The sequence below is a fragment of the Micromonospora sp. NPDC048169 genome (genome assembly GCF_040652815.1).
Lineage (GTDB): Bacteria > Actinomycetota > Actinomycetes > Mycobacteriales > Micromonosporaceae > Micromonospora.
Genome location: NZ_JBEZMS010000009.1, coordinates 1 through 25771 on the forward strand (window position 1 = coordinate 1; position 25771 = coordinate 25771).

At 70.2% G+C, this 25771-nt stretch carries 29 protein-coding genes; 14 read left to right on the forward strand and 15 right to left on the reverse strand.

The window, feature by feature from the left end; translation table 11 throughout:
* The first annotated feature begins 323 nt into the window (after window positions 1-323).
* A complete protein-coding gene (locus AB0D28_RS10395) occupies window positions 324-986 on the forward strand; it encodes an HIRAN domain-containing protein (protein ID WP_357384296.1) in 663 nt (220 codons plus the stop codon).
* 173 nt (window positions 987-1159) lie between these two features.
* Here the strand turns inward: AB0D28_RS10395 and AB0D28_RS10400 are convergent, their stop codons facing one another.
* From AB0D28_RS10400 to AB0D28_RS10415, 4 genes are all read right to left on the reverse strand, one after another.
* Window positions 1160-1684, reverse strand: a complete 525-nt coding sequence (locus AB0D28_RS10400; protein ID WP_357384298.1) for a DUF6082 family protein — start codon at window positions 1682-1684, stop codon at window positions 1160-1162.
* A gap of 328 nt (window positions 1685-2012) precedes the next feature.
* Window positions 2013-2507 (reverse strand): hypothetical protein, encoded by a 495-nt coding sequence (locus tag AB0D28_RS10405; protein WP_357384300.1) that lies wholly within the window; start codon window positions 2505-2507, stop codon window positions 2013-2015.
* Window positions 2508-3371: 864 nt separating this feature from the next.
* Window positions 3372-3902, reverse strand: a complete 531-nt coding sequence (locus AB0D28_RS10410; RefSeq protein ID WP_357384302.1) for a pyridoxamine 5'-phosphate oxidase family protein — start codon at window positions 3900-3902, stop codon at window positions 3372-3374.
* Between the two features lie 167 nt (window positions 3903-4069).
* A complete protein-coding gene (locus AB0D28_RS10415; RefSeq protein ID WP_357384304.1) occupies window positions 4070-4528 on the reverse strand; it encodes an Lrp/AsnC family transcriptional regulator in 459 nt (152 codons plus the stop codon).
* A 108-nt stretch (window positions 4529-4636) separates the two neighbouring features.
* Here AB0D28_RS10415 and AB0D28_RS10420 point away from each other — a divergent pair, with 108 nt between their 5' ends.
* The 3 genes from AB0D28_RS10420 to AB0D28_RS10430 all read left to right on the forward strand — a co-directional run bounded on the left by AB0D28_RS10420 (window position 4637) and on the right by AB0D28_RS10430 (window position 8018).
* Window positions 4637-5692, forward strand: coding sequence for a Glu/Leu/Phe/Val dehydrogenase dimerization domain-containing protein (locus tag AB0D28_RS10420; RefSeq protein WP_357384307.1), 1056 nt, complete (start codon window positions 4637-4639; stop codon window positions 5690-5692).
* 273 nt (window positions 5693-5965) lie between these two features.
* Entirely contained in the window at window positions 5966-7072 is a 1107-nt protein-coding gene (locus AB0D28_RS10425) for a family 43 glycosylhydrolase (protein ID WP_357384309.1), read from the forward strand.
* A 76-nt stretch (window positions 7073-7148) separates the two neighbouring features.
* On the forward strand, window positions 7149-8018 hold the full coding sequence (locus AB0D28_RS10430) for an endonuclease/exonuclease/phosphatase family protein (protein ID WP_357384311.1): 870 nt from the start codon (window positions 7149-7151) through the stop codon (window positions 8016-8018).
* Window positions 8019-8093: 75 nt separating this feature from the next.
* Here the strand turns inward: AB0D28_RS10430 and AB0D28_RS10435 are convergent, their stop codons facing one another.
* Both AB0D28_RS10435 and AB0D28_RS10440 read right to left on the reverse strand, forming a co-directional pair.
* Window positions 8094-8495, reverse strand: a complete 402-nt coding sequence (locus AB0D28_RS10435) for a hypothetical protein (RefSeq protein WP_357384313.1) — start codon at window positions 8493-8495, stop codon at window positions 8094-8096.
* 71 nt (window positions 8496-8566) lie between these two features.
* Window positions 8567-8968 (reverse strand): hypothetical protein, encoded by a 402-nt coding sequence (locus AB0D28_RS10440; RefSeq protein WP_357384315.1) that lies wholly within the window; start codon window positions 8966-8968, stop codon window positions 8567-8569.
* Between the two features lie 212 nt (window positions 8969-9180).
* On the opposite strand from AB0D28_RS10440, the gene AB0D28_RS10445 reads away from it, so the two are divergent.
* On the forward strand, window positions 9181-9585 hold the full coding sequence (locus AB0D28_RS10445) for a hypothetical protein (RefSeq protein ID WP_357384317.1): 405 nt from the start codon (window positions 9181-9183) through the stop codon (window positions 9583-9585).
* 95 nt (window positions 9586-9680) lie between these two features.
* On the opposite strand, the gene AB0D28_RS10450 is transcribed toward AB0D28_RS10445, so the two are convergent.
* From AB0D28_RS10450 to AB0D28_RS10460, 3 genes are read right to left on the reverse strand one after another with little or no spacing between them, the layout of a single operon-like run.
* Window positions 9681-10016 carry a YnfA family protein gene (locus AB0D28_RS10450; protein WP_357384319.1) on the reverse strand — a complete coding sequence of 112 codons (336 nt, stop codon included), beginning with the start codon at window positions 10014-10016 and terminating at the stop codon, window positions 9681-9683.
* A 3-nt stretch (window positions 10017-10019) separates the two neighbouring features.
* The gene (locus AB0D28_RS10455; protein ID WP_357384321.1) at window positions 10020-10442 is read right to left on the reverse strand and encodes a MerR family transcriptional regulator; all 423 of its coding nucleotides are present in this window, start codon (window positions 10440-10442) and stop codon (window positions 10020-10022) included.
* Window positions 10442-10771 (reverse strand): hypothetical protein, encoded by a 330-nt coding sequence (locus AB0D28_RS10460; protein ID WP_357384323.1) that lies wholly within the window; start codon window positions 10769-10771, stop codon window positions 10442-10444. The genes AB0D28_RS10455 and AB0D28_RS10460 overlap by 1 nt, the downstream gene beginning before the upstream one ends.
* Before the next feature lie 231 nt (window positions 10772-11002).
* On the opposite strand from AB0D28_RS10460, the gene AB0D28_RS10465 reads away from it, so the two are divergent.
* A complete protein-coding gene (locus tag AB0D28_RS10465) occupies window positions 11003-11182 on the forward strand; it encodes a hypothetical protein (RefSeq protein ID WP_357384325.1) in 180 nt (59 codons plus the stop codon).
* A gap of 11 nt (window positions 11183-11193) precedes the next feature.
* On the opposite strand, the gene AB0D28_RS10470 is transcribed toward AB0D28_RS10465, so the two are convergent.
* Window positions 11194-11553, reverse strand: coding sequence for a hypothetical protein (locus tag AB0D28_RS10470; protein ID WP_357384327.1), 360 nt, complete (start codon window positions 11551-11553; stop codon window positions 11194-11196).
* Between the two features lie 128 nt (window positions 11554-11681).
* Here AB0D28_RS10470 and AB0D28_RS10475 point away from each other — a divergent pair, with 128 nt between their 5' ends.
* The gene (locus tag AB0D28_RS10475; protein WP_357384642.1) at window positions 11682-12422 is read left to right on the forward strand and encodes a neutral zinc metallopeptidase; all 741 of its coding nucleotides are present in this window, start codon (window positions 11682-11684) and stop codon (window positions 12420-12422) included.
* Between the two features lie 115 nt (window positions 12423-12537).
* Window positions 12538-13176 carry an HAD family phosphatase gene (locus AB0D28_RS10480; RefSeq protein WP_357384329.1) on the forward strand — a complete coding sequence of 213 codons (639 nt, stop codon included), beginning with the start codon at window positions 12538-12540 and terminating at the stop codon, window positions 13174-13176.
* 52 nt (window positions 13177-13228) lie between these two features.
* On the opposite strand, the gene AB0D28_RS10485 is transcribed toward AB0D28_RS10480, so the two are convergent.
* From AB0D28_RS10485 to AB0D28_RS10500, 4 genes are all read right to left on the reverse strand, one after another.
* Window positions 13229-15778, reverse strand: coding sequence for an FtsX-like permease family protein (locus AB0D28_RS10485; RefSeq protein ID WP_357384331.1), 2550 nt, complete (start codon window positions 15776-15778; stop codon window positions 13229-13231).
* Entirely contained in the window at window positions 15778-16542 is a 765-nt protein-coding gene (locus AB0D28_RS10490; protein ID WP_357384333.1) for an ABC transporter ATP-binding protein, read from the reverse strand. Before AB0D28_RS10490 ends, AB0D28_RS10485 begins: the two co-directional genes overlap by 1 nt.
* Before the next feature lie 259 nt (window positions 16543-16801).
* On the reverse strand, window positions 16802-17485 hold the full coding sequence (locus AB0D28_RS10495) for a response regulator transcription factor (RefSeq protein ID WP_357384335.1): 684 nt from the start codon (window positions 17483-17485) through the stop codon (window positions 16802-16804).
* A gap of 31 nt (window positions 17486-17516) precedes the next feature.
* Window positions 17517-18419, reverse strand: coding sequence for a PD-(D/E)XK nuclease family protein (locus AB0D28_RS10500; protein ID WP_357384644.1), 903 nt, complete (start codon window positions 18417-18419; stop codon window positions 17517-17519).
* Window positions 18420-18641: 222 nt separating this feature from the next.
* Between AB0D28_RS10500 and AB0D28_RS10505 the strand changes: the two genes are divergently transcribed.
* From AB0D28_RS10505 to AB0D28_RS10515, 3 genes are all read left to right on the forward strand, one after another.
* Window positions 18642-19700, forward strand: a complete 1059-nt coding sequence (locus tag AB0D28_RS10505; protein ID WP_357384646.1) for a M50 family metallopeptidase — start codon at window positions 18642-18644, stop codon at window positions 19698-19700.
* Window positions 19697-20641 carry a tRNA (adenine-N1)-methyltransferase gene (locus AB0D28_RS10510; RefSeq protein ID WP_357384337.1) on the forward strand — a complete coding sequence of 315 codons (945 nt, stop codon included), beginning with the start codon at window positions 19697-19699 and terminating at the stop codon, window positions 20639-20641. The genes AB0D28_RS10505 and AB0D28_RS10510 overlap by 4 nt, the downstream gene beginning before the upstream one ends.
* Before the next feature lie 175 nt (window positions 20642-20816).
* Complete coding sequence (locus AB0D28_RS10515; RefSeq protein WP_357384339.1) at window positions 20817-21389, forward strand: hypothetical protein; 573 nt, start codon at window positions 20817-20819, stop codon at window positions 21387-21389.
* Between the two features lie 67 nt (window positions 21390-21456).
* Here AB0D28_RS10515 and AB0D28_RS10520 read toward each other — a convergent pair whose 3' ends face one another.
* Complete coding sequence (locus AB0D28_RS10520; RefSeq protein ID WP_013286103.1) at window positions 21457-21750, reverse strand: ferredoxin; 294 nt, start codon at window positions 21748-21750, stop codon at window positions 21457-21459.
* 177 nt (window positions 21751-21927) lie between these two features.
* Between AB0D28_RS10520 and arc the strand changes: the two genes are divergently transcribed.
* The 3 genes from arc (at window position 21928) to AB0D28_RS10535 (ending at window position 25706) form a co-directional block, all read left to right on the forward strand.
* Window positions 21928-23709: a proteasome ATPase gene (gene arc, locus AB0D28_RS10525; protein WP_357384341.1), complete on the forward strand. Its 1782-nt coding sequence runs from the start codon at window positions 21928-21930 to the stop codon at window positions 23707-23709.
* Window positions 23710-23874: 165 nt separating this feature from the next.
* Window positions 23875-25392 (forward strand): depupylase/deamidase Dop, encoded by a 1518-nt coding sequence (dop, locus tag AB0D28_RS10530; RefSeq protein WP_357384343.1) that lies wholly within the window; start codon window positions 23875-23877, stop codon window positions 25390-25392.
* 107 nt (window positions 25393-25499) lie between these two features.
* Complete coding sequence (locus AB0D28_RS10535; RefSeq protein WP_357384345.1) at window positions 25500-25706, forward strand: ubiquitin-like protein Pup; 207 nt, start codon at window positions 25500-25502, stop codon at window positions 25704-25706.
* Window positions 25707-25771: the final 65 nt, after the last annotated feature.

Here is a 25771-nt window from a genome sequence, read left to right on the forward strand (position 1 = left end):
CAGCGGCGGCAAGCCACGACGGGGCGCGACCAGCGTGCCGACCAGGTCGCCGCAGGTCACGAACGAGCACGTCTAGGTTCCGCTTCAACGTCTGACATCCGAGCTGGGTGACCAACTGGGTGACGACCGAGACGGCCAGCGCGGGACGCCCTGGACGTTGGTGGCTGTTCCGGCAGCTCGGGCCAGCTAGCCGCCCAGCTCATCGACGGCCGATCATTCCTTCACACCGAAGCGGTCACCGTGCCCGACGCGTGACCGTCGGCTATCCGACACGGCAGGAGCTATGGGTGGAGGGCGGGGGCATCGACTGACAGTGTGTGCCGATGGGTTTCATGGACAAGCTGTTTCGGAAGACCGCGGGGCCGAACGAGGGGAGCCAGAGACTTCCGCACCCCCCTGCGCCGGTCTATGCCGTACCGAGCCAGGCGGGAGAGCGCGACGGCCCGCCGGATAGTTGGTATGCACCTCAGGACGGCAACTCTGATCGGTTCATCGGCGCGAACGGTCTACCGACGCTGCGCCTGATTCCGTACCGGGACACGGGCGGCGAGCACGTCTTGAGGCTCTGCGAGGACAGTACCGGCCTTCTCGTCGGACCGACGGATCGCAGACTGTCCCGTGCAGGCATCTACGTTTCCCAGCTTCGCGGCGAAGCTCACCACCAGGCCGATTGCCGGGCTGGCAACTTCCATCCCGGCGAAATGGTGCGGCTCGTTCGGGAGCCGGAAAACCCCTACGATCGAAACGCGGTGGCGGTGTACGACGCCACGGGAAAGCACATGGCCGCGTACGTCAACAAGCAAAAGGCGCGAACTCTTGCGAAGCTGATCGACTCGGGCGCCGCAATCGAGGCCATCTCAATCCGGGGCACCCGTTCTGGCTTGGCGTGCGAACAGGTCGCCATCCTGGCAGCGAGTCCCGAGGTTCTGCAGCATGTACTGAGCCCTCGTCCGGCAGACGCGCCCCAGCCTGCGCACGAGCGGTAACCAGGCCGAGTGACTAGATAGGTGACGATCACGGCGTGTACACCTGGACGATGAAGGACGCGGATGCCAGCCCAGGGCTTAGGTTAGGGCATGTGGCGAGTCTTGATCGTTGCTTGGGGTCAAGAAGTTGTCGGGCGTGGCAAGCGTACGGAGATGCGCCGAAGGCTTTGCAGTCATCGACCCTCGCCGGGGTTGCGAAGAGCGTTGTTCGCTTCGTTATCAGCACCCTCTGTGCCAGCTCGGACTACCTGTTCCGAAAGTGCGGCTCTATACGCGTCGTCTACTATTCGAGCAAACAAGCGCTCTCGGGACTGAAAGGACGGCTCTAGGTACGCCTGGCGTGAGTTCTTCCAAAAGTCGCGGATTTTGCCGCTCTCGAACTTGCGCCTCATTTCCGATCGAAGCTCTGGCTCGGTGATGGTGCCAAGGTCGAAGGCTGTGAGTAGGTACGCGAATACCAGGTTCGTATATGCACGTAGGCGAGCCTCGGCCGCAGGGGTTTCTTCCCGATAGCCCCACGCGGCCAAGAGTTCTGGGTCGTCCAGCGCCGGCTTAACAAGTTCAAGGCGCATTGTGCGTGAGGCCTGCACCTGGCTAATCCGCGTTTGCTTTCGCTGCATCAGGAGAGAAAGAGCTACGCCAGCGAGTGCGATCATTGAGATCGCTGTGGAGCTGACGACCGCGATGCGCTCAATCATGACGGCATGGTATGGCGCACACGCAAACGGCCCTCGATGAACACCGGGCTAAGGCGCAAGCCGTTGCTGCGCGGGGGAGGGGCCCGGCTATGAACGCCGGTGGGCAGCTGACAGCAGCGCCGACAGCTATGGGGCGACACGTCACCGGATGCGCAGAGTCGGCGACGGATCAACCGCCGAGGTGGCAGACGGACGCGTACTCGACGGCACAGAGCGCCCACAACTCACAACCGAGGGGTCGGCTTGGCTGGGCCTGGGCCGCCTGGTCCGCCACCGGGCCGTCAAGCGCCGACTGAGCAAGAGGCATTCCTCTTCCGGGCTATGTCTACTAGTCCCTCCTATCAGGATTGATCACTGCGGCTCGCAGTGACTGTTGAAGGCCCCGGAGAGCCTCTGCTGTCCGAAGCGCCACCGGGTCTGCTGGGTCGACGTAAATCGTTCCTTCTGGGTCAACGTCAGGGTTTTCGTACCACTCCCAGCGAAGCCGGTCTTCTGCCTCTAGGAAGTCACGCCATGCATCCCGTACATCTCTGGGTGCTAGCAAGCTGATCCGCGCGGTGAGGCGAAGTGGATGTACCAGGTCGGTGAGCCCACTCCGGTCATGCTCCTCGTTCGAGGCGGTAAGCGCCTTGAGCCTCCTCCACGCCTCCTCTGCATACTCGCCAATGTCGAGGAAGAGAGCCATGCGGAGAGCCCGTAAGTCCGTCGCCTGCGCTTGACGATGAGCGAGCCTGCCCGACAAGATCGGCGCAAGCATGGTTGTCACGAGGCCAAGTGCAGCAACTGCAATCGAGCCGAGCTGGACGACGGTTTCAACCTTCACGCCATCGATCATGATGCCTGAACGCAACCCTAGGCGTGTTTGGCCGGGAGGCGCCAGATCGGCCGGAACTCCTGCGTCCAAGTCGACAGGCGGACACGTCGTCTGGATCGGTCAGTACGCTCTAGACGTCAAGATCGGGAACATGCACAGAATGATCAACTACCAGGCCGGACAGGAATCGAGTGGCTGCCCTGCCGGAAGGCCCGAACGTCCGGCAACTGCAATCGCCTTCCTAAACCGTGTGTCTCAACGGCAGTGCGGGCTTGCGCACGTTGATGCCCGGACCGCGTGGGCCAGGTGGCGGAAGTTCACCCCGTCGCTTGGCGACCTCGTAGATGCTCTGGACGGTCCCTCCGGCCAGGCCCATGCGAATCGTGACGTGCTGATCAAGCTCGTAGACGCAGTTGGCGCAGACCCACCCGTAGACGGGCTTGTCCGTGCGGCAACCTTCGCCGCACCTTTCGCACGGCCGCCTGGTTCGTTCTGGCGGTGCGTTGACCGCAGCCGGCCCGATGGCTTGCCCGGGAAGTCCGAGGGCTCTCCGCTCCCGCTGACGTTGCCGCTTGGTCGATGCCATGGCGCCCCTTCTGGTCGTTGGTTTCATCCATTCTTGCGGATGGGTGTGACATCGTGGATGAAGAAGACCAGCGGTCAGCGTCAGGCCGTCGCCAGGCCGTGGAACGTCGACCAGCGGTGCCTAACGATGCTGGTCAATGCTTGATGTTCGCGCAGCTCACACGGGTGATGGGTGCCCTTTGCCCGGTTGGCCCGGCACCCGGCGACAGTTCAACGCCAAGTGACGCCGGATGCTGTCGACCTGTCCGAAGCGAACAGGCCGCCGCATCGGTCGGCCCGTGCCGTGGATCAGGGCTGGGACGCCACGGTGAGCTTTGCGACGTCCGGGGCATAGACGGTCATCCAGTGCGGATGCAGCCGGTAGTAGACCACCTCGTTGTCCCAGTCGAAGAGGTCGTCGCCGTAGAAGTCCTTCAAGTACGCGAGCACGTCCGGCCAGTCCGTGGCCTGGTCGCCGTTGCGGGGGTTGAGGATCTCCACCGTGCCGTGCGTGAAGACGCCGAGGTCCTCACCGCGCATGTGCGCGGCGCTGACGGCGGGCCGCGTCGCGAGGTGGCGCGCCTTGGCGGCGTCGGGCGCCGTGCCGAAGTACCACTTGCCTCGCAGGAAGTGCCCGTCGACACCGCTGATCCGCGGCTCACCCTTCGCCGTCACGCTGGACAGAGCGAGTGTGCACATGCCGGTGAGGACCTGGGTGAGCTGCTCCGCGTCCAGCGTGCTCGCGGTGTTGATGATCGAGCGGAGGTGGGAGGTGGAGCCGGCGAGGGAGGCGTCAAGGAGGGCTTGAAGCTCTTCGAGATCTTGTGGGGTTTCGCGCATGGTGGTCCTTGTCTCTCCGCATCTGTCTGCGCTGTGGTCGGCGCCTCTCACCGGCGCCGACCGATGCACCCATGCTCCACCCAAAACCTGACACCTTGCGTCATGTTTCTTCACCTGGCTGCGGACGCCAGCGGGCCGCACTGCTGTCCCGCTCCTGGGGCCGCGCGTTACGGGTCGAGTGGTTCGATGACCTGTTTTCGGGCGTGTTGGTAGATGACGGAGCTGCGGAACCCGACGATCTCGCGGCGTCCGCTGAACTTGTCCATAAGGAAGGAGTGCAGGCTGTCGACGCTGGGGACGGCGACGTGGACGAGGAAGTCGTCGCCGCCGGCCACGACGTACACCGACAACACCTCGGGCAGCTCCATCGCATATTTCTTGAAGCCGTCGATGACGGTTCGGCTCAGGGGCCGGACCTGCACGTGCAGCAATGCTTGTACGCCGCGGTTGAGGGCGGCCAGGCTGATCTCGGCGTGATAGCCGGTGATCACGCCGCGTTCCCGCAGTGCGCGCACGCGTTCCAGGCAGGTGGACGGCGCGATGCCGACCGCGCGGGCCAGTTCGCGGTTGGTCTGCCGCGCGTGTGTCTGCAGGTGCTCGATGATCGCCGAATCAAGTTCGTCCACGACCGGGATCCTGTCATCTTCTCCGAACGATGTTCGCTTTGAGCTGGTCGGCGCCAACCACCTGCCTACTGTCGATCCCGTTCCGGCGTGCGCACGACAGGAGCCATCATGGTCGCGACCCACCTCGACACCGAGCCCATGCACGAACACGTCGTCATCAGGCGGGGCGTACGGTCCGGCCTGCCGATCGTCGTCGCGGTGCACTCCACCGCGCTCGGTCAGGCCATCGGCGGCTGCCGGGTCGCGCAGTACCCGCACTGGCGTGACGGGCTCACCGACGCGCTGCGGCTGTCGGCCGCGATGTCGGACAAATGCGCGCTGGCCGGGCTGCCCAACGGCGGCGGCAAGACCGTCGTCGCCCTGCCCCCGGGCAGGACACTCGACGCGGCCGCCCGTCGGGCGGTGCTGCATGACGCGGGCGACGTGATCGCCGGCCTGGACGGCGCCTATGCCACCGGGCCGGACGTGGGAACCGGACCGGACGACATGGTCACGATCGCCGAGCGGACCCCGTATGCGTTCTGCCGACCGGTGCACGCCGGCGGCAGCGGCGACTCCTCCGGACACACCGCCGTCGGCGTCCTCGCCGCGCTGCATGCCCTGTGCGCCGAGCGATTCGGGTCAGCCGATCTGTCCGCGCGCAGCTTCGCCGTTCTCGGCCTCGGCCGTGTCGGCGGCCACGTACTGCGCATGCTCGCCGAAGCCGGCGCGACCCTGGTGGCCGCCGACATCGACGAGGGTAGACGAACGCTCGCCGACGCCGCGGGTGCCGCCTGGACCAGCCCGCAGGACTGCCTGACCGCCGACGTGGACGTGCTCGTCCCCGCCGCGCTCGGCGGTCTGCTCACCTCGCACACGGTGCCGACACTGCGGTGCGCCGCGATCGCCGGCCCGGCCAACAACCAACTCGACACCCCGGCCACCGCCGACCTGCTGCACCAGCACGGCATCCTCTGGGCACCGGACATCATCGTCAGCGCAGGCGGCATCATCCACGCCACTGCCGTCGAACTGCACCAGGAAACCTCCGCCCAGGCCACCGCCCGGGTTCAGGGCATCGCCGACACCCTCGCCGGCATCCTGCGCACCGCCCGCGCCACCGGCTCGACCCCGGCCGCCGCCGCCCGCTCCCGCGCCCGCCACCGCATCGAACACCGCCGCTGACCCTGCCACCACCCGACCGCAAGACAGCCGCCCAGCCGCCACCGTTCTCGACGCGGACGCACCACCGCTACCCGGTGACAGCTCAGGGCCGAGTGACGCCGTCATCCGGCCCGAGCTGAACTGACAGGTTTACGACACCCGGCCGGCCCGCCACCGGGCCGCTGGGTCGGTCGAGCCGTGCCCGGAACGGGCGCCTCCGCGAGCCTCTGGTAATCGTTGTATTTACATGGTTTGATCTGTCCTCAGGATCTGACCCGGATTCAGAGGAGCCTCATGCGAGTCACCATCCGCGCGCTCGTGGCAGGGCTGGCACTGGCCGTCGCGGCCACGACCGGCGCTGCCGCCGCGCCCTCCGCCGGCGCCGCCGCCGTCGACCCGGCCGACGAGTCGCAGGACTTCCCGTTCCCCGGCGCTGACACCATCGCCCTGCATGACGGCTCCAACAAGTACATCACGTACGGGGCCAGCAGCGGCGGGCGCAAGGTGCCGTACTCCGTCTCCGGCTCCGGGAACGTCGTCGGCACCTCGCCGACCGTGGCCGGCGACGCCATGCCGAGCGGCGGCGGGGCGTGGGTCGAGGCCGGCGCCGGGATCTGGACGCCGGGGGCGTTCTACCACGTCAAGGACGGGGTCGGCCGCTACTACCTCTTCTACACGGCCACCCGCAAGAACGACGACGGCCGCAAGTGCATCGGGGTGGCTCGCTCCCAGAACCCGTACGGCGGGTTCATCGCCGAGGACCTGCCGATCGCCTGCCCGGACAAGGGCAGCCGGTGGGCGCTGGACGCGGACGTCACCGCCGGTCCCGCTGGTGCGATCTGGATGACCTGGCGGGACGGGCAGCGTGCCGAAGGGCAGGAGTCGGCGCTCTCCGTCATGAGGTTGAAGTTCAACACGAACGGCACCGTCGACCGCGACAGCGAGCCGGTCGTCATCTTCCGCAGCGACAATCTGAGCTGGGTCACGTACCGCGACACGAGCGGCGTCGCCGTGATCGAGAACCCGAGTGCGTTCAACCACAACGGTTCCTGGTATCTGTTCTACTCCGGCAACGCCTGGCGGGAGAACTACTACTCGACCGGCATCGCCTTCTGCGGCGACCGGATCGACGACGGCCTGTGCGCGCCGATGCCCGGACCGAATCGGGCCTGGTTCTCCTACTCGGGTCCGGCCGCGCACCTGCCCGACACCATGCGCAAGTACTCGTTGCCGGGGAACAAGCGCGGGCCGGGCGCGATGGACGTCTACCGGGCCCGCGACGGCAAGCCGTGGGTGACGTGGAACTACCTCGCCGACGACGGCTCGGGGCGTAAGAGCCGGACCGGGCGTCTCGTCATCACCGGCTCCGGCTCCAATGCCGACTTCAAGGTGGAGCTCTAACGATTGTCACCGGACTGCGACCGCCACCACAGTGGCGGCGCCGGTCCAGTGTGCCCTCCAACAGGAAGGACCATTGATGAGAAGAACCTACCGAAACGTCCGCCGCGCCGTCGCCCTGATCAGCACGCTCACGGTGGCGACGCTCCTCCTGCCGGTCTCACCCGCCGCGGCGGCGTCGACCTTCCAGGCCGGCCACCTGAACATCTTGAACGAGCTCGACCACCCGGCGTTCCTCCACGACCTGAACCTGATCACCTCGAAGGCCGACATGGTCGCGCTCAACGAGGTGGGTCCCCGCAGGGCCTTCCTGGTGGACTGGGCCGCAAACAACGGCTGGACGTTCTACGCCCCGACTACTTCGGTGCACGCGGCCGGTGAAGCCCTGCTGGCGAAGAAGAGCATGTTCGAAGTGGTCGACAAGGGGTCGAAGTTCGTGTGCGACACCAACCCCGACGAGCCACCGCCGCCGCGCTACAACAACTGGGTCAAGTACCGGCACAAGGCGACCGGGCGGTTCGTGTTCCACATCAACTTCCACGCCGTCGCCGGTATCGACAACAACGGCTGGCCGGAAGACCTTCCGCGTACCCGGTGCGCGGAGCAGCAGTTCGCGGAGGTCAAGGAGCTGGCCCGCGAGAAGAAGGCCGAGGGGCAGGTCATCGTCAGCGGCGACCTCAACGTCGACTTCAGCGCCGACAAGGCCCGCGGGTACGAGAAGTTCCCGTGGAAGGTCTTCGAGGCCAACGAGCTGCCGAACCTCCGCTCCGTCTACAACCTCTACGGCGAGAAGGGGACCGGCACGCACAAGAACCGGCACATCGACTACATCTACTTCTGGAAGCGGATCGAGAGCTCCCAGGTCATGTGGATGACCGACTACCGCATCGTCGGGGACACCAACTCCGACCACAAGGGTGTCGTGGCGGACTTCTCCCTCGCACCCTGACCGGTACGAACGGGTCGGGCTCCGTCGACGAGCGGTCGGCGGAGCTCCGACCTGTGCGGACCACAACGCCGGCCGTCACGTGTCGTAGAGCCCGTCCCACGGCTCGTGGAATCCGAGGCGATCCGGATACAGCTCGACCCAGTCGACGTGGCGGCCGTCGCCCGCCCGGTCGCCGGACTCGTCGACCAGGCCGAAGACGACGCCGTCCCGACGGGTCTGGAACGGTCGTACGGCGATGTCGCCGTACGACGTGCCGGGCAGGCTCGCGAGCAGTTCGCCGAGCGCCGCGGCCAGCGCGCCTCGATCCTGGACCCGGGTGATCCTCGACCGCCGGTACGTCCCGTCGTGGTCGAACAGGTGCACGTACGCGTGGTGGTCCCACGCCGAGGCGAGGAACAGCCCGTCGTCGTAGCGGCCGATGGTGTCCGCGCGGTGGCCGGGCTCGTGCGCGATGGGAATCAGCCGGGGTACGGGCACTCGGTCAACGTAGCGTACGAGCGCGGGGCGCCCGCCGGGATGGCGGACGCCCCGAAGGATCGACGCGTCGATCAGCCGATCAGCGTGACCGAGTAGTCGTACGTCGTCCCGGTCACCGAGTACGTCGCGGTCTGCCCGTTCTCGCAGTACGACACGAAGCTGCTCGGGGTGCGTTGCGCTCCGGCCACCGCGTCGACCACCGGCCGGACGTCGGCGCCGACCGGCAGCGCGGTGGTGGTGAGATCGATCGTCCGCGACTGGTTGATCGGGTAGTTGTCGGTGTTCGCCGTCTCCAGACCGTTGCTCGCCGCGACACTGAAGGACATCACGAAGGCGGCGTTGTTCACCACGGCGATGCGCTGCACGCAGGGTTCGGCCTGCGCGCTTGCCGTGGAGGCCGCGGCCAGCGCCGACGCGCCGGCGGCGAGCGTCCCGACGAGTGCGGCTCCGACGAGCCGGGCGGGGAACGTCATGGGTGTCACCTCTCGGTCGTACGTGGCGCCGGGCGCCGACTGGCGGCGACCGGCGTGTGGTCCGTATCGAAGTTCCCGAACGTTTTCGATCGAACCCCGCAGATCGCAATAATCTGTGTCCGGCTGTGGTGCCCGTTCAGTCGCCGGCTCGGCCGGGGCAGTCAGACTGACGGAACGAGGGCGTGTGAGCGTCCCGGCGCGAGGAGTCCAAAGTGGCGAACTCCGGCCTTTCCTGTGTCGTCCGCGCGATCGGAGGCGGCCTGCCGCCGTTGGCGGACTCGGATCTCGGCCCCCGGGCGACGTACTTCACGATCCTCGTCATATCCGGTATGTACCTAGCCCCGATCGTCATGTTCGTCCTCGGAGCGTTCTGCGCCAGAGGCAGCCGACGCAGCCGCCGGATCAGCGCGGCTGCCGCGATCGTGATCGTCCTGTTCTACGCGTTGTCGCTGCTCGGCAGTGCCTTCACGTGGCCCGGACCGGAGCACCAGGGAGAACCGGGTGAGACTCTGTGGCTGATCGTGATCGGTTGCGGCGGCTTCCTGGTGATGCCCTGGCTCGTCGCGTTCGGCGGCGCCAAGGTGGCCGGCCGGCGTTCCGCAGCCACTGCCGAATAGCGGTCGGCCGGCGGGCGCTCCGGCGGAGGTGACAGGCGGTACTACGATTCGCCCATGCGGTTCTCGATCGAGATACGCCTGAAGGCGTCGGTACGTCAGCCCGTGCGTGGGGCGTACATGATGACGGCGACGCCGACCAGGCAGATGGCCGCGCCGACGAGGTCGTAGCGGTCGGGCCGGAACTTGTCGACCAGCATGCCCCAGGCGAGCGACCCGGCGACGAACACGCCGCCGTAGGCGGCGAGGATGCGACCGAAGTTCGGGTCCGGCTGGAACGTGGCCACGAACCCGTAGGCGCCGAGCGCGACCACCCCGGCGGCGATCCAGAGCAGCCCGCGGTTCTCCCGCCAGCCCTGCCACACCAGCCAGGCGCCGCCGATTTCGGCGAGCGCGGCCAGCAGGAACAGCAGGATGGAACGAGCGACCGTCATGCGTCAGACCGTAGCGGGGCCGTGGTCGCGACCGGTGAAGGGCAGGGGGCAGTGCGGGCTTCCGGCGCAGGTGACCAGGTCGTCGCAGCCGGCCGAGACGGCGGCCCGGAGCGTGTCGCGGACGACGGCGAGGTCCGCCAGCCGCCGCTCCACCTCGTCGAGCTTGTCCCGGGCCCGGGCCCGCAGGCCGGTGTCGCGCCGTCCGGCCGCGAGTAGGTCGGTGACCTCGGCGAGCGTGAAGCCGAGACGTTGCGCGGCCTTCACCACCCGCAGCAGGGTGACCGTCTCGGCCGGGTAGAGGCGATGCCCGCCCGGCGACCGCCGGGGCGCGGGGAGCAGCCCGCGCCGTTCGTAGTAGCGCAGCGTCTGCACGTTCACCCCGGCCGCGTCGGCGAGCCGGCCGCTGCGCAGCTCCGGCTCGCCCATCACCGGCCCCGCGCGGCCGTGGCCCGCCGGGCCAGGGCATCGAGTACGGCGACACGGCCCGCCGGGACCCGGATGTCGAGCGTCAGCGCGTCTGTGTCCGGGCGGGCGAGGTCGAACGTGAAGAAGGAGCAGCAGTCCGACTCGCGGGCGATCAGATCGCGGGCGACCGGTTCGGCGCGGCCGTCGAGGCGCAGTCGCAGATGCCCGGCGGAGAGCCGGTCGACGCCGCGCAGCGCGTCGTGGAACAGCCCGTCGAACTCGGCCAGCCGCAGCGGCCGGTCGTCGGTGGGCAGGGTGCAGGCGTCGGGCACCCAGGAGTCATCGGTCATGCCTCGACGGTAAGCCCGTACCGGGGTACCGGATGCAAGTGCCGGTCCACCCCTTTCCCGGCCTCGGCCTGCGGCGACGTCTGGAATACGGCTGTGCTCGCCGGCCCGGAGGGCTACCGTCACGAAAGTACGGGCCGACGCCGGGCCAGGCGCCGCGTCCACGCCCGAGCCGTCCCGTTGACGTGGCGGAAACGCCCGAGGGCGAGCATGGGTACGACGAAAGGGGCGGACATGACCGACGAGGTGACGTCGCAGGTCCCGCCGGAACCGGCGCCCGTGCTGAGCACGCCCGCCGGTGCCGCGCCGGCCGGGCCGCCGAGCAGCCTGGACCTGTGGGCCCGTGCCCAGGTGCTGCACCGCTGCTTCGGCGACGACGACGGCGAGCCGCACATCATGCGCGGCCTGGACTGACCGCCGTCCGGTCAGCGCACCGCCACACCGGCCCGCGCCAGCACCTCCCACCAGGACGCGAGGTCGGGGACCGGCTCGGCGCGGACCGCGTACTCGTCCAGCTGCCGCAGCTGTCCGGCGCTCGGTGCGGGTGAGACGGTGGCGCCCGCGGCGACCAGGGCGTACCGGCTGCCACCGACGGTGAGCAGCATCGTGCCGAAGATCGTTCCCCGGGCCTCGGCCCGCTCGGCGGGGGCGGCGAACACCTCCGCGTCGCGCCGGTCGCGGGCGCGCAGCCGACCCTCGTCGAGCGTCAGCAGCACCGGTACGCAACGCGTGCCGTTCCAGAGGCTGCGTCGCCAGTAGACGATTCCCGCGTACGGCCGGCCCACGGCGCCAACCGTACCGTCACCGGCCCGGTGAACGTTTCCCGGCGGTGGTGCGTGAGAGCCGGTGAGCATCACCGGCGGCTGCCGGGGGTACTGCTGGGGAACACGGGTGCGACAGCCGGGAGGTCATGGTGGGGGACAGGGCGCGACGTCAGAGGCGCGGGCCGATCGCCGGACTGGTGGTGGCCGCGCTGGTGGCGGCCGGCTGCATGGCCGGCGGCTTCGACGAGGGGGAGCCGCGGCAGCCCGCGCCCCCGCGCGGCGCGCAGCCCGAGTCGCAGACCACCCGGGCGGACGGCACCACGAGCGTGGCCGAGTTCAAGCAGGACATCCAGGACGCCGTCCGGCTGGCCGAGCGCTACTGGGCGGAACAGTTCCGCGCCTCCGGCGAGCGGTTCACCCCGATCCGGCGGGTGGTGCCCTACACCCGGGAGGGCGAGGTGGCCTGTGCCGGGCAGGGGCTGCCGCGCAACAACGCGGTCTACTGCTCGGCGGGCGACTTCATCGCCTACGACGTGAACTGGTCGGTGGCGGCGTTCCGGCAGATCGGCGACGCGTTCCTGTTCTACCTGCTCGGCCACGAGTACGCCCACGGCATGCAGGTGCGGCTGGGCATCCGCTACAACTTCACCATCCAGCAGGAGCTGCAGGCCGACTGCATGGCCGGGGCGTACCTCGGGGACAGCGTGCGCTCCGGGGCGCTGGAGCTGGAGGACGGTGACCTGGAGGAATTCAAGGAAGGGCTGCTGGCGGTCGGCGACGACCCCGACCAGCCCTGGTTCGCCGAGGGCTCGCACGGCACCGCCGAGCAGCGCAGCGAGTCGTTCTTCCGGGGGTACGAGAAGTCGCTGGGCGCCTGCGGCCTCGGGTGACGCCCGGATCACCGGAGATCGGGGACGGTGACGGGCACGCCGGACGCGGCTGGCAGGATCGGCGGGGTACGCGTACCGAAGGAGGCCCCCGCTGAGCAGCAAGCACCCCGCCGCCGTGCTCTTCGACATGGACGGCACCCTGGTCGACAGCGAGAAACTGTGGGACGTCGCCTTGCAGGAGTTGGCCGCCGTGTACGGCGGTGTCCTGTCCGACGACGCCCGCCGCGCGATCGTCGGCACCGGGATGGCCGACGCGATGCGGATCGTGCACGACGACCTTGGCCAGCCGGAGCGGGACGTGCGGGAAAGCGCCGACTGGATCAGCGCCCGGATCCTGGAGCTGTTCCGCACCGGGCTGCGCTGGCGTCCGGGCGCGCTGGCCCTGCTGCGGGCGGTACGCGACGCCGGCATCCCCACCGCGCTGGTCACCTCCAGCGGCCGGTCCCTGGTCGAGGTGGCCCTGGACACGCTGGGCCGGGACAGCTTCGACGCGGTGGTCTGCGGCGACGAGGTCGGCGCGGCCAAGCCGCACCCGGAGCCGTACCTGACCGCCGCGCGTCTGCTGGGCGTGCCGGTCGAGCGGTGCGTGGCGATCGAGGACTCACCGACCGGTGTGGCGAGCGCGCTCGCCGCCGGCGCGGCGGTGCTGGCCGTACCGGCCGAGGTGCCGCTGGCGCCCGCCGACGGCGTACACCAGGTGGAGAGCCTGCTCGGGGCGGACCTGGAGCTGCTCGCGGCCCTGCTGAGCCGTTAGGAAGGGCCCCTTCTTATGCACGAGGCGTTAAGAAGGGGCCCTTCCTTTCACGTCAGTCGTGGGCGATGGCGCCCAGGACGTTGATCCGCGCGGCGCGGATCGCCGGCAGCACCGCCGCGACCACGCCGATGATCGCGGCCAGGATCAGGAACGTCACCATCTGACCCCAGGGCAGGACCAGGTCGGTGATGCCCTCGTCCTTGAGCGCCTCGACCACCGCCGCGCCGAGACCGGTGCCGACCACCACGCCGAGCAGCGCGCCGAAGATGGAGATCACCACCGCCTCGACCGTGATCATGCGCATGGTCTGGGCGCGGCGCAGGCCGATGGCCCGCAGGAGGCCCAGCTCCCGGGTCCGTTCCAGCACCGACAGCGCGAGCGTGTTGATGATGCCCAGCACCGCGATCACGATGGCCAGCGCCAGCAGGATCTGGATCATCTGGAGCAGGGAGTCCAGCTGACCGGTCTGCTGCTCGATGAACCCGGCCCGGTCGGCCACCGACACCTCGGGGCTGTCCGCCAGCAGCCGCTCGATCTGCGGCTGCACCGCGTCCACCGACGTGCCGGGGGCGAGTTGCAGGAAGCCCTGGATCGGCTGCGGGATGGAGAAGTCCGCGGCGGCCTGCGGCGGCAGCGTCACCGGGTTGGTCAGCTGCGAACTCTCGTAGATGCCGCTGACCGTGTAGGTGCGGGCGTCGCCGCGGGACAGCTGCACCGGCACCGTCGAACCGACGGTGAGGTTGCGTGCCTTCGCGGTGTCGGAGCTGACCAGCATCTGGTCCGGCGCCAGCGTGCTGATGTCACCCGCGGTGGCCTTCGCCCCGAAGATCTGCTGCAGGGCGGCCACGTTGCTCGACACGGCCACCCAGGTCCGCTCGCCGCCGACCACCGCCATGTCGCCGTACTCGCCGTCGACCATCCGCACACCCGGGATCGCGGCGGCCTTCTCCAGCACCGCCGGGTCGAAGCTCGCCGGACGCGGCCCGGACGACGCGCCGGAGATCACCAGCTCCGCCTTGATGGTGTCCTCCGCGAGGGCGCCGATGCTGCCCTTTGCCGAGTCCAGGATCACCGTCACGCCGGTGACCAGGGCGATGCCCACCATCAGCGCGGCGGCGGTGATCGCGGTACGGCGCGGGTTGCGCCCCGAGTTGAGCCGGCCCAGCTTGCCCGGCACCGACCAGGAGAACATCGCGCCGAGCAGCGCGACCACCGGCCGGCTGATGATCGGCGTCAGCAGCGCCACCCCGATGAACGCGAACAGCACGCCGCCGAGGATGGTCGCCAGGGTGCTGTCGCCGGCGTGCCCGCCGAGGCCGAGGAACAGCAGCACCGCGCCGATGCCGGTGACCACCGCGCCGCCGACGGTGACCTTGGTGAGCGGCCGGTCCGGCGTGGCGACGTCCTGCATCGCGGCGATCGGCGGGATGCGCGAGGCGCGTACCGCCGGCAGCAGCGCGGCGATCACCGTGATCAGCATGCCGACCGCGAACGCGCCGATCACCGCCGAGGGCGGCACACCCAGGCCGGCCAGGGTCAGACCTCCGGCGAGCTGACCGAACAGGTACGCCAGCAGCGCGCCCACGCCGATGCCGGCGGCGAGCCCCAGCACCGAGGCGATCAGGCCGACCGCGAGGGCCTCCAGCACCACCGAGCCGATGACCTGCTTGCCGCTGGCCCCGATGGCCCGCATCAGGGCCAGCTCACGGGTGCGCTGGGCCACGATGATCGAGAACGTGTTGAGGATCAGGAACGTGCCGACCAGCAGCGCCACCGCGGCGAACCCGAGGAGGATCTTGTTGAAGAACGACAGCCCCTCCTTGAGGCCGGCCGAGGCGTCGGCGGCAAGTTGCTCGCCGGTCTTGACCTGGTAGTCGGCGCCCAGGGTGCGGGCCAGCTCGTCGCGCAGCGCGGCCGGCGTGGTGCCGTCGGCGGCCTGGACGCTGACGTTGCTGAACACGTCCGGCTTGCCCAGCATCAACTGCTGCGCAACCGGGGTGGTGAAGTAGACCTCGTTGGCGCCACCGATCGAGTCCCGGCCGCCGCTGTAGCCGAACACGCCGACGAGCGTGAACTCCTTCTTCGGGGCCAGCGTCAGCACGCCGACCCGGTCGCCGACCTTGACCTTGCCCGCCTCGGCCAGCGCGGTGTTGATCACGATCTCGTCGTCGGCCTGCGGCGCGCGGCCCTCGCGGATCTCCACCAGGTCGCTCTCGCCGAGCCAGTTCTGGCCCAGCTGCGGCGGGCCGAACGAGGTGACCACCTTGCCGTTGCTGCCGATCATGCGGGCGCCGTCGGCGGCGACCACGCCCTCGGCGTCGGCGACGCCGGGCACCGCCTTGATCCGGTCGAGCACCGACGCCGGCATCGGGGTGCTCAGCGGCATGCCCTCCGCGGTGGAGACGTCGATCTTCGGTTTCGCCTCGACGCTGACGTCTACCTCGGCGTAGGCGTCGGCGAAGACCGCGTCGAAGGACCGCCCGAGCGTGTCGGTGAGCACGAACGCGCCGGAGACGAACATGACGCCGAGCACCACCGCCAGCCCGGACAGCAGCAGGCGCAGCTTGCGCGCCAGCAGGCTCTTGAGTGTCGCCCGCAGCATCAGTTGCCCACCTCGACCGGGGCGTCCAGCTTCTTCATCGTGTCCAGCACCGTCTCGGCGGTCGGCTCGATCAGCTCCGAGACGATCTGCCCGTCGGCGAGGAAGACCACCCGGTCGGCGTACGCGGCGGCGGTCGGGTCGTGCGTGACCATGACGATGGTCTGGCCGTGCTCGCGGACCGAGTTGCGCAGGAACTTCAGCACCTCGGCGCCGGAGCGGGAGTCCAGGTTGCCGGTCGGCTCGTCCGCGAAGATCACCTCGGGGCGGGCGACGAGCGCCCGGGCGCAGGCGACGCGCTGCTGCTGGCCGCCGGAGAGCTGCGCCGGGCGGTGCCCGAGCCGCTCCCGCAGGCCGACCGTGTCGATCACCGTGTCGTACCAGGCCGGGTCCGGCTTGCGCCCGGCGATCGACAGCGGCAGCAGGATGTTCTCCTGCGCGGTGAGCGTGGGCAGCAGGTTGAACTGCTGGAAGATGAAGCCCACCTTGTCCCGGCGCAGCTTCGTCAGGCCCGCGTCGTTGAGGCCGGTCACCGTGGTGTCGCCGATGGACACGGTGCCCTTGGTCACCGTGTCCAGACCGGCGAGGCAGTGCATCAGTGTGGACTTGCCGGAGCCGGACGGTCCCATGATCGCGGTGAACCGGCCGCGTTCGAACTCGGCGGTCACCCCCCGCAGCGCGGCGACCTGCGCCTCGCCGCTGCCGTACACCTTCCACACATCGTTCGCCCGGGCCGCGGCCTGCTCTCGGCCTACCGTCGCGGTCACGTCATCTACCTCTTCCGTATGTCGTTCTCATGCCGCACCGCCCCCGCTGGTCGGTGCGGCGGAATCCATCCTCGGGGGCGCACTGCCGAAAACCCTCCGACCTGGGGTGGAATCCGCGCCGAACTTCGGTGAGGGTCGCCCCCCATCCGGGCTCAGGGTGACCCCTGACCGGCGGGTGTCGCCGACGTTAGGACCTGACCTGGCGTGATGGTCAACACATCGGCCCCGCCGCTGGTCACGGTAGGTGACCCGCGCCACCTCACCCGCCGGGACGGACCAGGCCCGTCTCGTACGCGAGCACGACCGCCTGGACCCGGTCGCGCAACCGTAGCTTCGTCAGCACGTGCCCGACATGGGTTTTCACAGTGGTCTCACTGACCGACAGCACCCGGGCGATCTCCGCGTTCGACAGCCCGCGCGCCATGTGGGTGAGCACCTCGCGCTCCCGGTCGGTCAGCGGCGCCAGCGCCCGCGCCGGCGCGGCGGCCGGGTCCGGCAGCACCCGGGCGAAGCGGTCCAGCAGCCGGCGCAGGACGCGCGGGGAGATCACCGCGCCACCGGCGGCCACCGTGCGGATCGCGGCGACCAGGTCCCCGGCCGGCACGTCCTTGGTCAGGAAGCCGGTCGCCCCGGCCCGCAGTGCCCCGACGACGTGGTCGTCCTGCTCGAACGTGGTGAGCACGAGCACCCGCACCGGCAGGCGGGCCGACACGATCGCCCGGGTGGCGGCCACCCCGTCCAGGCGGGGCATCCGGACGTCCATCAGCACCACGTCGGGCAGCAGCCGCCGGGACAGCTCCACCGCCTCCGCGCCGTCGCCGGCCTCACCCACCACGTCGAGGTCGTCCTCCGCGCCGAGCACCATCCGGAAGCCGGTACGCAGCAGCGGCTGGTCGTCGGCGAGCAGCACCCGCACCGGCCGGGACAGGGCGCCCTCGGTCATGCGTCCCCCTCCTCGTCCGGCGCGGCGGCGCTCACTCGTCGGCGCCGGGCGCCACCGGGCGGGAGCGGGCGTCCACGAGCGGGTCGGGCACGGCGGTGGCCACCGGGAACGGCGGCGGCGTGCCGCCGTAGCTCGGGCACAGCGCCTGGTGGTTGCACCAGTCGCACAGGCGGCTCGGCCGGGGACGGAAGTCCTGCCGGGCGGTGGCCTGCTCGATCGCCCGCCACAGCGCCACCACAGTGCGCTCGAAGCGCACCAGCTCGTCGGCGTCCGGCGCGTAGTCGCAGACCTCGGCGTCCTTGAGGTAGAGCAGGCGCAGCACCCGCGGCACCACGCCCCGGGTGCGCCACAGCACCAGGGCGTAGAACTTGAGCTGGAACAGCGCCCGCGCCTCGAACGCCTCGCGTGGCGCCCCGCCGGTCTTGTAGTCGACCACCCGCAGCGCGCCGTCCGGCGCGACGTCGAGCCGGTCGAGGTAGCCCCGGATGAGCAGCTCGTCGTCGACCACCGCGGAGATCAGCGCCTCGCGCTCGGCCGGCTCCAGCCGACGTGGGTCCTCCACCGCGAAGTAGCCGTCCAGCAGGGCCGTCGCCGACCGGAGGAACTCCTGCGGCCCGACGGGGTCGCCGTCGGCGAACAGCGTCGCCAGCTCCGGCTCCTCGGTGACCAGACGGTCCCACTGCGGGGCGACCAGGTCACCGGCCGACTCCGGGGTGCGCGCGGCGGCCGGCAGGTCGAACAGGCGCTCCAGCACGGCGTGCACGAGTGTGCCCCGGGCCTGCTCGACGGTCGGCCGCTCGGGCAGCCTGTCGATGCTGCGGAACCGGTAGAGCAGCGGGCAGGTCTTGAAGTCGGCCGCCCGCGACGGCGACAACGAGGCCCGCACGGTGACCGGCGCCGGTGCCGCCGTCTGGTCGCCGTGACTGTCGATCATCGGTTCCGCCGTCATGCCCGGAAGGTTAGGCCACGCGTGTGACAGGGGAGTGGCCGCCGCACCGGAACATGATCGGGTTCCGGTGCGGCGGTGCGCACCGCGACGGCCCGCTCCGCGCGCTCACGTAGCATCGGGCCGGTGCAGCAGCGGAGCCGAGGACCCCGCCGGCCGGGGCTCAGCCTCGGCCGGGTGCTCGGGGTGCCGTTGCGCGTCGACGCCTCGATGCTGCTTCTCACCGTCGTGGTCACGGTGCTGTACGCCGCGCTGGCCCGCCGACAGCTCGACCTCGGCCCGCTCGGCGGCTACCTGGTCGGTCTCGGCTTCGTGATCTCGCTGCTCGGCTCCGTGCTGCTGCACGAGCTGGGGCACGCGCTGACCGCACGCCGGTACGGCATCGGTGTGCGGGGGATCACGCTGGAACTGCTCGGCGGCTACACCGAGATGGACCGCGACGCCCCCAGCCCCCGGGTCGAGCTGCTGATCTCCCTGGCCGGGCCGGCCGTCTCCGCGGTGCTCGGCGCGGGCGCGGTCGCCGCCACCCTCGCCCTGCCCGCCGGCACGCTCGGCCACCAGCTCGCCTTCCAGCTCGCGGTCAGCAACGTGGTGGTGGCGATCTTCAACAGCCTGCCCGGGCTGCCGCTGGACGGCGGCCGGGCGCTGCGCGCCGCGGTGTGGGCGCTCACCCGCGACCGGCACCGCGGCACCGAGGTGGCCGGCTGGGTGGGCCGGGCCGTCGCGCTGGGCACACTCGCGCTGGTCGTGGTGCTCACCATGCGCCGGGCGCTCGCCCCGCTGGCGCTGCCGCTGCTGCTGCTCGTCGCGCTGACGCTGTGGCGCGGCGCCGGCCAGTCGATCCGGCTGGCCCGCATCGGCCGCCGGCTCCACCTGGTCGACCTGGCCCGGCTCGCCCGCCCGGTGCTGCCGGTGCCCGCCGGCACGCCGCTGGCCGAGGCCCAGCGCCGCCGCGACGAGGTGGCCACCCCGCACGCGGCGCTGGGCGTCGTCGACGCCGCCGGCCGTACCGTCGCCGTGGTCGACCCGGCGCGCGCCGCCCGCGTACCCCCGGAACGGAGGCCGTGGGTCGCGGTGGACGAGGTGGCCCGCGACCTGTCCGCCGTGCCGGTCCTGCCGCTCGGGACCGACGGCGAGCGGGTGCTGGAGACCGTGCGCACCCACCCGGGCGCGCAGTACGTCGTGACGGCAGGCGAAGATGTGGTCGGCGTGCTGCACATCGCGGATCTCGCCCAGCTCCTGGAACCCGAACGGAAGACGAACACGTGACCGCAGAGATCTCCACCGTCCCGGCGCTGCCCCCGGTCCACCGAGGGCCGTTCCGGCCGGGCGACCGGGTCCAGCTGACCGACCCGAAGGGCCGGATGCACACCGTGACGCTGGAGCCCGGCAAGGAGTTCCACACCCACCGCGGGATCCTCAAGCACGACACCCTGATCGGCCTGCCCGACGGCAGCGTGGTCACCACCGCCGGCGGCGGCACCGCGTTCCTGGCCCTGCGGCCGCTGCTGTCGGACTACGTGCTGTCCATGCCGCGCGGCGCCCAGGTGATCTACCCGAAGGACTCGGCGCAGATCGTCGCCATGGGCGACATCTTCCCCGGCGCCAAGGTGCTGGAGGCCGGGGCCGGGTCCGGCGCGCTGTCCTGCTCGCTGCTGCGGGCCGTCGGCACCGAGGGCGAGCTGCACTCGTTCGAGGTGCGCGACGACTTCGCCCAGATCGCCCGGCGCAACGTCGAGGCGTTCTTCAACGGCCCGCACCCGGCCTGGACCCTGCACGTCGGCGACGTCGCCGACTGCGCCGAGACCGGCTTCGACCGGATCATCCTGGACATGCTCACCCCGTGGGAGATGCTCGACATGGTCGAGCGGGCGCTCGTGCCCGGCGGCGTGCTGATCGGCTACGTGGCCACCACGCCGCAGCTGTCCGAGCTGGTCGAGGCGCTGCGCGAGCGCGGCGGCTGGACCGAGCCGCGCGCCTGGGAGTCACTCGTGCGGGACTGGCACGCCGAGGGCCTGGCGGTCCGCCCGGACCACCGGATGATCGCCCACACCGCGTTCCTGGTCTCCGCGCGCAAGCTCGCCCCCGGCGTCACCGCGCCGCCGCGCCGGCGCAAGCCCAGCAAGGGCGCCGAGGCGTACGCGCAGCGCCGCGACGCCCTGCGCGCCGCGGCGGCGGCCCGCGCGGCGCAGGAGCCGGAGCAGTCCTGACCCCCGCCGCGCGGGCGCGCGCGCACGGGCGGATCATGTGTGCCGGTGGGGACGACACCGAAGCGGGTGGAGACGGTGGCATGAGCGAGCGGATCGGGGCGCGCGTCGGGCGGCGCGCCCGTGCCGGTGACCGGGACCGGTGGCAGTACGACGGCGCGGCCGGGCGGGAGGCGGCGTGAGCGATCCCGGCTACGGCAATGGTGACCTGCCCGCCGTCTTCCCGGACTGGTCCCCCTACAAGGACCTGGAATCGGCCGCGCGGGCGTACCTGCGCGACCCGGACATCGCGCTGGAGGCGCTCGACGGCGTGCTGCGCGGCGCGTCGGTGCTCGGCTTCACGCTGGAGCGCTTCGTCAACGAGGTCAACGGGGTGTGGCAGGAGGTCGTCGTCTGCGACGGCAGCCGGCTGGTGCTCTGGCACGGCGAGGACGTCCCGCCGGGGGAGGGGCCGCCCGGCGCGATGACCTCGTCGCTGCGGGTGGTACCGCTGTCCACCGTCACCGAGGTCGGCTGCCGGCGGCGGCTCATGCGCGCCGACAACGGCACCGTACGGGTCGACAGCATCGACGTGTACCTGCTGCTCAGCTCGCTGGACGAGGCGCCGCCCAGCGACGAGGTGGTGGGCGCGCCCCGGCACGACGCGCTGCGTTTCGGCAAGACCCTCGACGACGGCGGCGCGGGGCAGATCGCCCGGCTGGAGGAGTTCGCCCGGCTGGTCGCCTCGGTCGTCGGCCGGCCGTTGCTCTGAAGGCGGACACACGACAGGCGGACACACGACGGGCCGGGGACCACGTCCCCGGCCCGTCGCATCCGTCTCAGTCCTCGGCCTCCGGGCCGGCCACCTCGACGCCGTCGCTGCCACGCACGACGTGGATGCACTCGCCCGGGCACTCCTTCGCCGAGTCGATCACCTCGAGGCGCAGGTGCTCCGGCACGTCCACCCGGGCGCCCGGGGCCTGCCGCAGCTCGCCGTCGGGCCCCTTGACGTACGCCAGGCCGTCGACGTCGAACTCGAAGACCTCCGGCGCGTACTGCACGCAGAGCCCGTCGCCGGTGCAGAGGTCCTGATCAACCCAGACCTGCAACTGGTCGGTCGCGACGTCGGTCACGAAGCACCCCCCATGTTCTCCCGTCCCACACTCCGACGGTACCCGAACGCCCGTACCCGCCCCGCGACCAGCCCTTCGCGATCAAGCTTCGGTGACGAGCGCGTTGCTGTGGACCGAATCGGGCTCATAGCGGCTAGTGTTAGCTCAGAACGTTCAAGCCCCCCGGGGAGGTGGGACGTGGCACGCAGCGACGACGCGGACTCGCGCGCCGCACGGTGGGAAAAGGAAGCCCACGATCTCTCCACGCAGGTCGCGTTCCTGCAAGAGGAACTCGCTCTGGTGCGGCGCAAGTTGACCGAAGGCCCCCGACACGTCCGGCAGCTCGAAGAGCGGCTGGCGGCCACCCAGGCACAGTTGGCGCGGCTGACCGAGAACAACGAACGGCTCGTGAGCACCCTCAAGGAGGCTCGCGCGCAGATCGTGACGCTCAAGGAGGAGATCGACCGTCTGGCCCAGCCGCCGAGTGGCTACGGCGTCTTCCTGGCCAAGCACGACGACGGCACGGTGGACGTGTTCACCGGCGGGCGCAAGCTCCGGGTGGCCGTCTCGCCCTCGCTGGAGGTCGACGAGCTGAGCCGCGGCCAGGAGGTCCTGCTCAACGACGCGCTCAACATCGTCGACGCGTTCGGCTACGAGCGGGTCGGCGAGGTGGTGATGCTCAAGGAGATCCTGGCGGGTCCCGAGGGCGCGCCGGGTGACCGGGCGCTCGTGGTCTCGCACTCCGACGAGGAGCGGATCGTGCACCTCGCCGAGACGCTGATCGGCAGCGCGATCCGGGCCGGCGACTCGCTCATGATCGAGCCCCGCTCGGCGTACGCGTACGAGCGGATCCCGAAGAGCGAGGTCGAGGAACTGGTCCTGGAGGAGGTGCCCGACGTCAACTACGAGGACATCGGTGGCCTCCAGGCGCAGATCGAGCAGATCCGCGACGCGGTGGAGCTGCCCTTCCTGCACTCGGACCTGTTCCGCGAGCACCAGCTCCGGCCGCCGAAGGGCATCCTGCTCTACGGCCCGCCAGGCTGCGGCAAGACGCTGATCGCCAAGGCGGTGGCCAACTCGCTGGCCAAGAAGATCGCCGAGCGGGAGGGCAAGGACCGGCACACCAGCTTCTTCCTCAACATCAAGGGTCCCGAGCTGCTCAACAAGTACGTCGGTGAGACCGAGCGGCACATCCGGCTGATCTTCCAGCGGGCGCGGGAGAAGGCCGGCGAGGGCACTCCGGTGATCGTGTTCTTCGACGAGATGGACTCCGTGTTCCGCACCCGCGGCTCCGGCGTCTCCTCCGACGTGGAGAACACCATCGTCCCGCAGCTGCTCAGCGAGATCGACGGCGTCGAGGGCCTGGAGAACGTCATCGTCATCGGCGCCTCCAACCGGGAAGACATGATCGACCCGGCGATCCTGCGCCCCGGCCGGCTCGACGTGAAGATCAAGATCGAGCGGCCGGACGCCGAGGCGGCGAAGGACATCTTCTCCAAGTACATCCTCGCCGGCCTGCCGCTGCACGCCGACGACCTGGCCGAACACGGCGGCGACGCCCAGGCCACCGTCGCGGCGATGATCGACGCGGTGGTCCTGCGGATGTACTCCGAGACCGAGGAGAACCGCTTCCTCGAGGTCACCTACGCCAACGGGGACAAGGAAGTCCTCTACTTCAAGGACTTCAACTCCGGCGCGATGATCCAGAACATCGTCGACCGGGGCAAGAAGATGGCCATCAAGGAGTTCCTCACCTCCGGACGCAAGGGACTGCGCCTGCAGCACCTGCTCGACGCCTGCGTCGACGAGTTCCGCGAGAACGAGGACCTGCCCAACACCACGAACCCCGACGACTGGGCCCGCATCTCCGGCAAGAAGGGCGAGCGGATCGTCTACATCCGCACGCTCGTCTCCGGTGGCAAGGGCACCGAGGCCGGACGGTCCATCGAGACCGCCAGCAACACCGGCCAATACCTGTAGTCCGGCCCTTCGACGGAGGCCCGCGGCGTACGCGCCGCGGGCCTCCGCGCGTGTCCGGGTGAGCCGCCACAACGGACCGGCGCTGCCGCGACGCCCCCTCGGCGCGTCACGCCGACTACGCTCGACATGACGGGGACCCCGACGGCGAGCGGAGCGGGTAGGTCGATGAGCGTCAGAAGGATCATGGGCACCGAGGTCGAGTACGGCATCTCCGTGCCCGGTCAGGCCGGAGCCAACCCGATGGTCACCTCCTCGCAGGTGGTGAACGCCTACGGGGCACGGCCGGAACTCAATCGGGGCGGCCGGGCCCGTTGGGACTACGAGGAGGAGTCGCCACTGCGCGACGCCCGCGGATTCACCTACTCCGGCGCCGCGTACGACCCGGCCGAGGCGCTCGCCGACGAGGACCTCGGGCTCGCCAACGTCATACTCACGAACGGCGCCCGGCTCTACGTCGACCACGCCCACCCGGAGTACTCCACACCCGAGGTGACGAACCCGCTGGACGTGGTGCGGTGGGACAAGGCGGGGGAGCGGGTAATGGCCGAGGCGGCCCGGCGGGCCGCGACCATACCGGGCACCCAGCCGATCCACCTCTACAAGAACAACACCGACAACAAGGGCGCCAGCTACGGCGCCCACGAGAACTACCTGATGCGCCGGCAGACGCCGTTCGCCGACATCGTGGCGTACCTGACGCCGTTCTTCGTCACCCGGCAGATCGTCTGCGGCGCCGGGCGGGTCGGCATCGGCCAGGACGGCGGCCAGAGCGGTTTCCAGATCTCCCAGCGGGCCGACTTCTTCGAGGTCGAGGTGGGCCTGGAGACGACGCTCAAGCGGCCCATCATCAACACCCGGGACGAGCCGCACGCCGACGCCGACAAGTACCGCCGGCTGCACGTCATCATCGGCGACGCCAACCTCTCCGAGATCTCCACGTTCCTCAAGGTCGGCACCACCTCGCTGATCCTCGCCATGATCGAGGAGAAGGCGCTCGGCGCGGACCTGGGCATCGCCGACCCGGTGGCCGAGCTGCGGGCGGTCAGCCACGACCCGTCGCTCAAGCACCTGATGCGGATGCGCGACGGCCGCAAGCTCACCGCGCTTGACGTGCAGTGGGCGTACCTGGACCGGGTGACCTCCTTCGTGGACGACCGCTACGGCAAGGACGTCGACGCGCAGACCGCCGACGTGCTGCGCCGCTGGGAGAGCGTGCTGGACCGGCTCGGCCGGGACGCCTTCGAGTGCGCCGACGAACTGGACTGGGTGGCCAAGCTGCGGCTGCTGGAGGGCTACCGGGAGCGGGAGAAGCTCGCCTGGGGCTCGCACAAGCTGCAACTGGTCGACCTCCAGTACTCCGACGTGCGGCCGGAGAAGGGCCTCTACCACCGCCTGGTGCAGCGCGGCTCGATGAAGACGCTGCTCACCGACGAGCAGACGCGCACCGCGATGACCGAGCCGCCGGAGGACACCCGGGCCTACTTCCGGGGCCGCTGCCTGGACCGGTACGCCTCCGAGGTGGTCGCCGCGAGCTGGGACTCGGTCATCTTCGACGTGGGCCGGGAGTCGCTGGTCCGGGTGCCGATGATGGAGCCGGAGCGGGGCACGCGCGCGCACGTCGGGGAGCTGTTCGACCGCTGCGAGAGCGCCAAGGATCTGCTGGAGACGCTCACCGGCGGGTGACCATGATGCCGGAAGGCCCGCCGGGTGCCGGAAACGGGCACGCGGCGGGTCTTTCGTCGCTCCCGCGAGGTAAGTTGATCGCAGGCGATCGTGGAGGAGGCACCACCATGGCGACGCAAGAGGGTGGGCAGACCCAGTCCGGCAAGTCCCGCGAGGAGGTCGAGGAGGTCACCGCGGAGGTCAACCCCGAGGTGGCCGAGCGGCACGCCGAGATCACCGAGGACGTCGACGACCTGCTCGACGAGATCGACTCCGTCCTGGAGGAGAACGCAGAGGAGTTCGTGAGGGGATATGTGCAGAAGGGGGGTCAATAAGGCTTATGTCCGATTTGCCGGAGGCGTCGGACAAGCTTTGCCCCCAGTGCCGCCGAACGCGGCCG

Excerpts from the sequence above, each read along its gene's own strand:
- AB0D28_RS10460 (WP_357384323.1), bottom strand. The coding sequence starts at position 10,771 with ATGACCGATGACTCCTGGGTGCCCGACGCCTGCACCCTGCCCACCGAC.
- AB0D28_RS10465 (WP_357384325.1), top strand. The coding sequence starts at position 11,003 with ATGACCGACGAGGTGACGTCGCAGGTCCCGCCGGAACCGGCGCCCGTG.
- AB0D28_RS10425 (WP_357384309.1), top strand. The coding sequence starts at position 5,966 with ATGCGAGTCACCATCCGCGCGCTCGTGGCAGGGCTGGCACTGGCCGTC.
- AB0D28_RS10420 (WP_357384307.1), top strand. The coding sequence starts at position 4,637 with ATGGTCGCGACCCACCTCGACACCGAGCCCATGCACGAACACGTCGTC.
- AB0D28_RS10440 (WP_357384315.1), bottom strand. The coding sequence starts at position 8,968 with ATGACGTTCCCCGCCCGGCTCGTCGGAGCCGCACTCGTCGGGACGCTC.
- AB0D28_RS10485 (WP_357384331.1), bottom strand. The coding sequence starts at position 15,778 with ATGCTGCGGGCGACACTCAAGAGCCTGCTGGCGCGCAAGCTGCGCCTG.
- AB0D28_RS10450 (WP_357384319.1), bottom strand. The coding sequence starts at position 10,016 with ATGACGGTCGCTCGTTCCATCCTGCTGTTCCTGCTGGCCGCGCTCGCC.
- AB0D28_RS10500 (WP_357384644.1), bottom strand. The coding sequence starts at position 18,419 with ATGATCGACAGTCACGGCGACCAGACGGCGGCACCGGCGCCGGTCACC.
- AB0D28_RS10505 (WP_357384646.1), top strand. The coding sequence starts at position 18,642 with ATGCTGCTTCTCACCGTCGTGGTCACGGTGCTGTACGCCGCGCTGGCC.
- AB0D28_RS10410 (WP_357384302.1), bottom strand. The coding sequence starts at position 3,902 with ATGCGCGAAACCCCACAAGATCTCGAAGAGCTTCAAGCCCTCCTTGAC.
- AB0D28_RS10395 (WP_357384296.1), top strand. The coding sequence starts at position 324 with ATGGGTTTCATGGACAAGCTGTTTCGGAAGACCGCGGGGCCGAACGAG.
- AB0D28_RS10430 (WP_357384311.1), top strand. The coding sequence starts at position 7,149 with ATGAGAAGAACCTACCGAAACGTCCGCCGCGCCGTCGCCCTGATCAGC.
- AB0D28_RS10455 (WP_357384321.1), bottom strand. The coding sequence starts at position 10,442 with ATGGGCGAGCCGGAGCTGCGCAGCGGCCGGCTCGCCGACGCGGCCGGG.
- AB0D28_RS10400 (WP_357384298.1), bottom strand. The coding sequence starts at position 1,684 with ATGATTGAGCGCATCGCGGTCGTCAGCTCCACAGCGATCTCAATGATC.
- dop (WP_357384343.1), top strand. The coding sequence starts at position 23,875 with ATGAGCGTCAGAAGGATCATGGGCACCGAGGTCGAGTACGGCATCTCC.
- AB0D28_RS10535 (WP_357384345.1), top strand. The coding sequence starts at position 25,500 with ATGGCGACGCAAGAGGGTGGGCAGACCCAGTCCGGCAAGTCCCGCGAG.
- AB0D28_RS10495 (WP_357384335.1), bottom strand. The coding sequence starts at position 17,485 with ATGACCGAGGGCGCCCTGTCCCGGCCGGTGCGGGTGCTGCTCGCCGAC.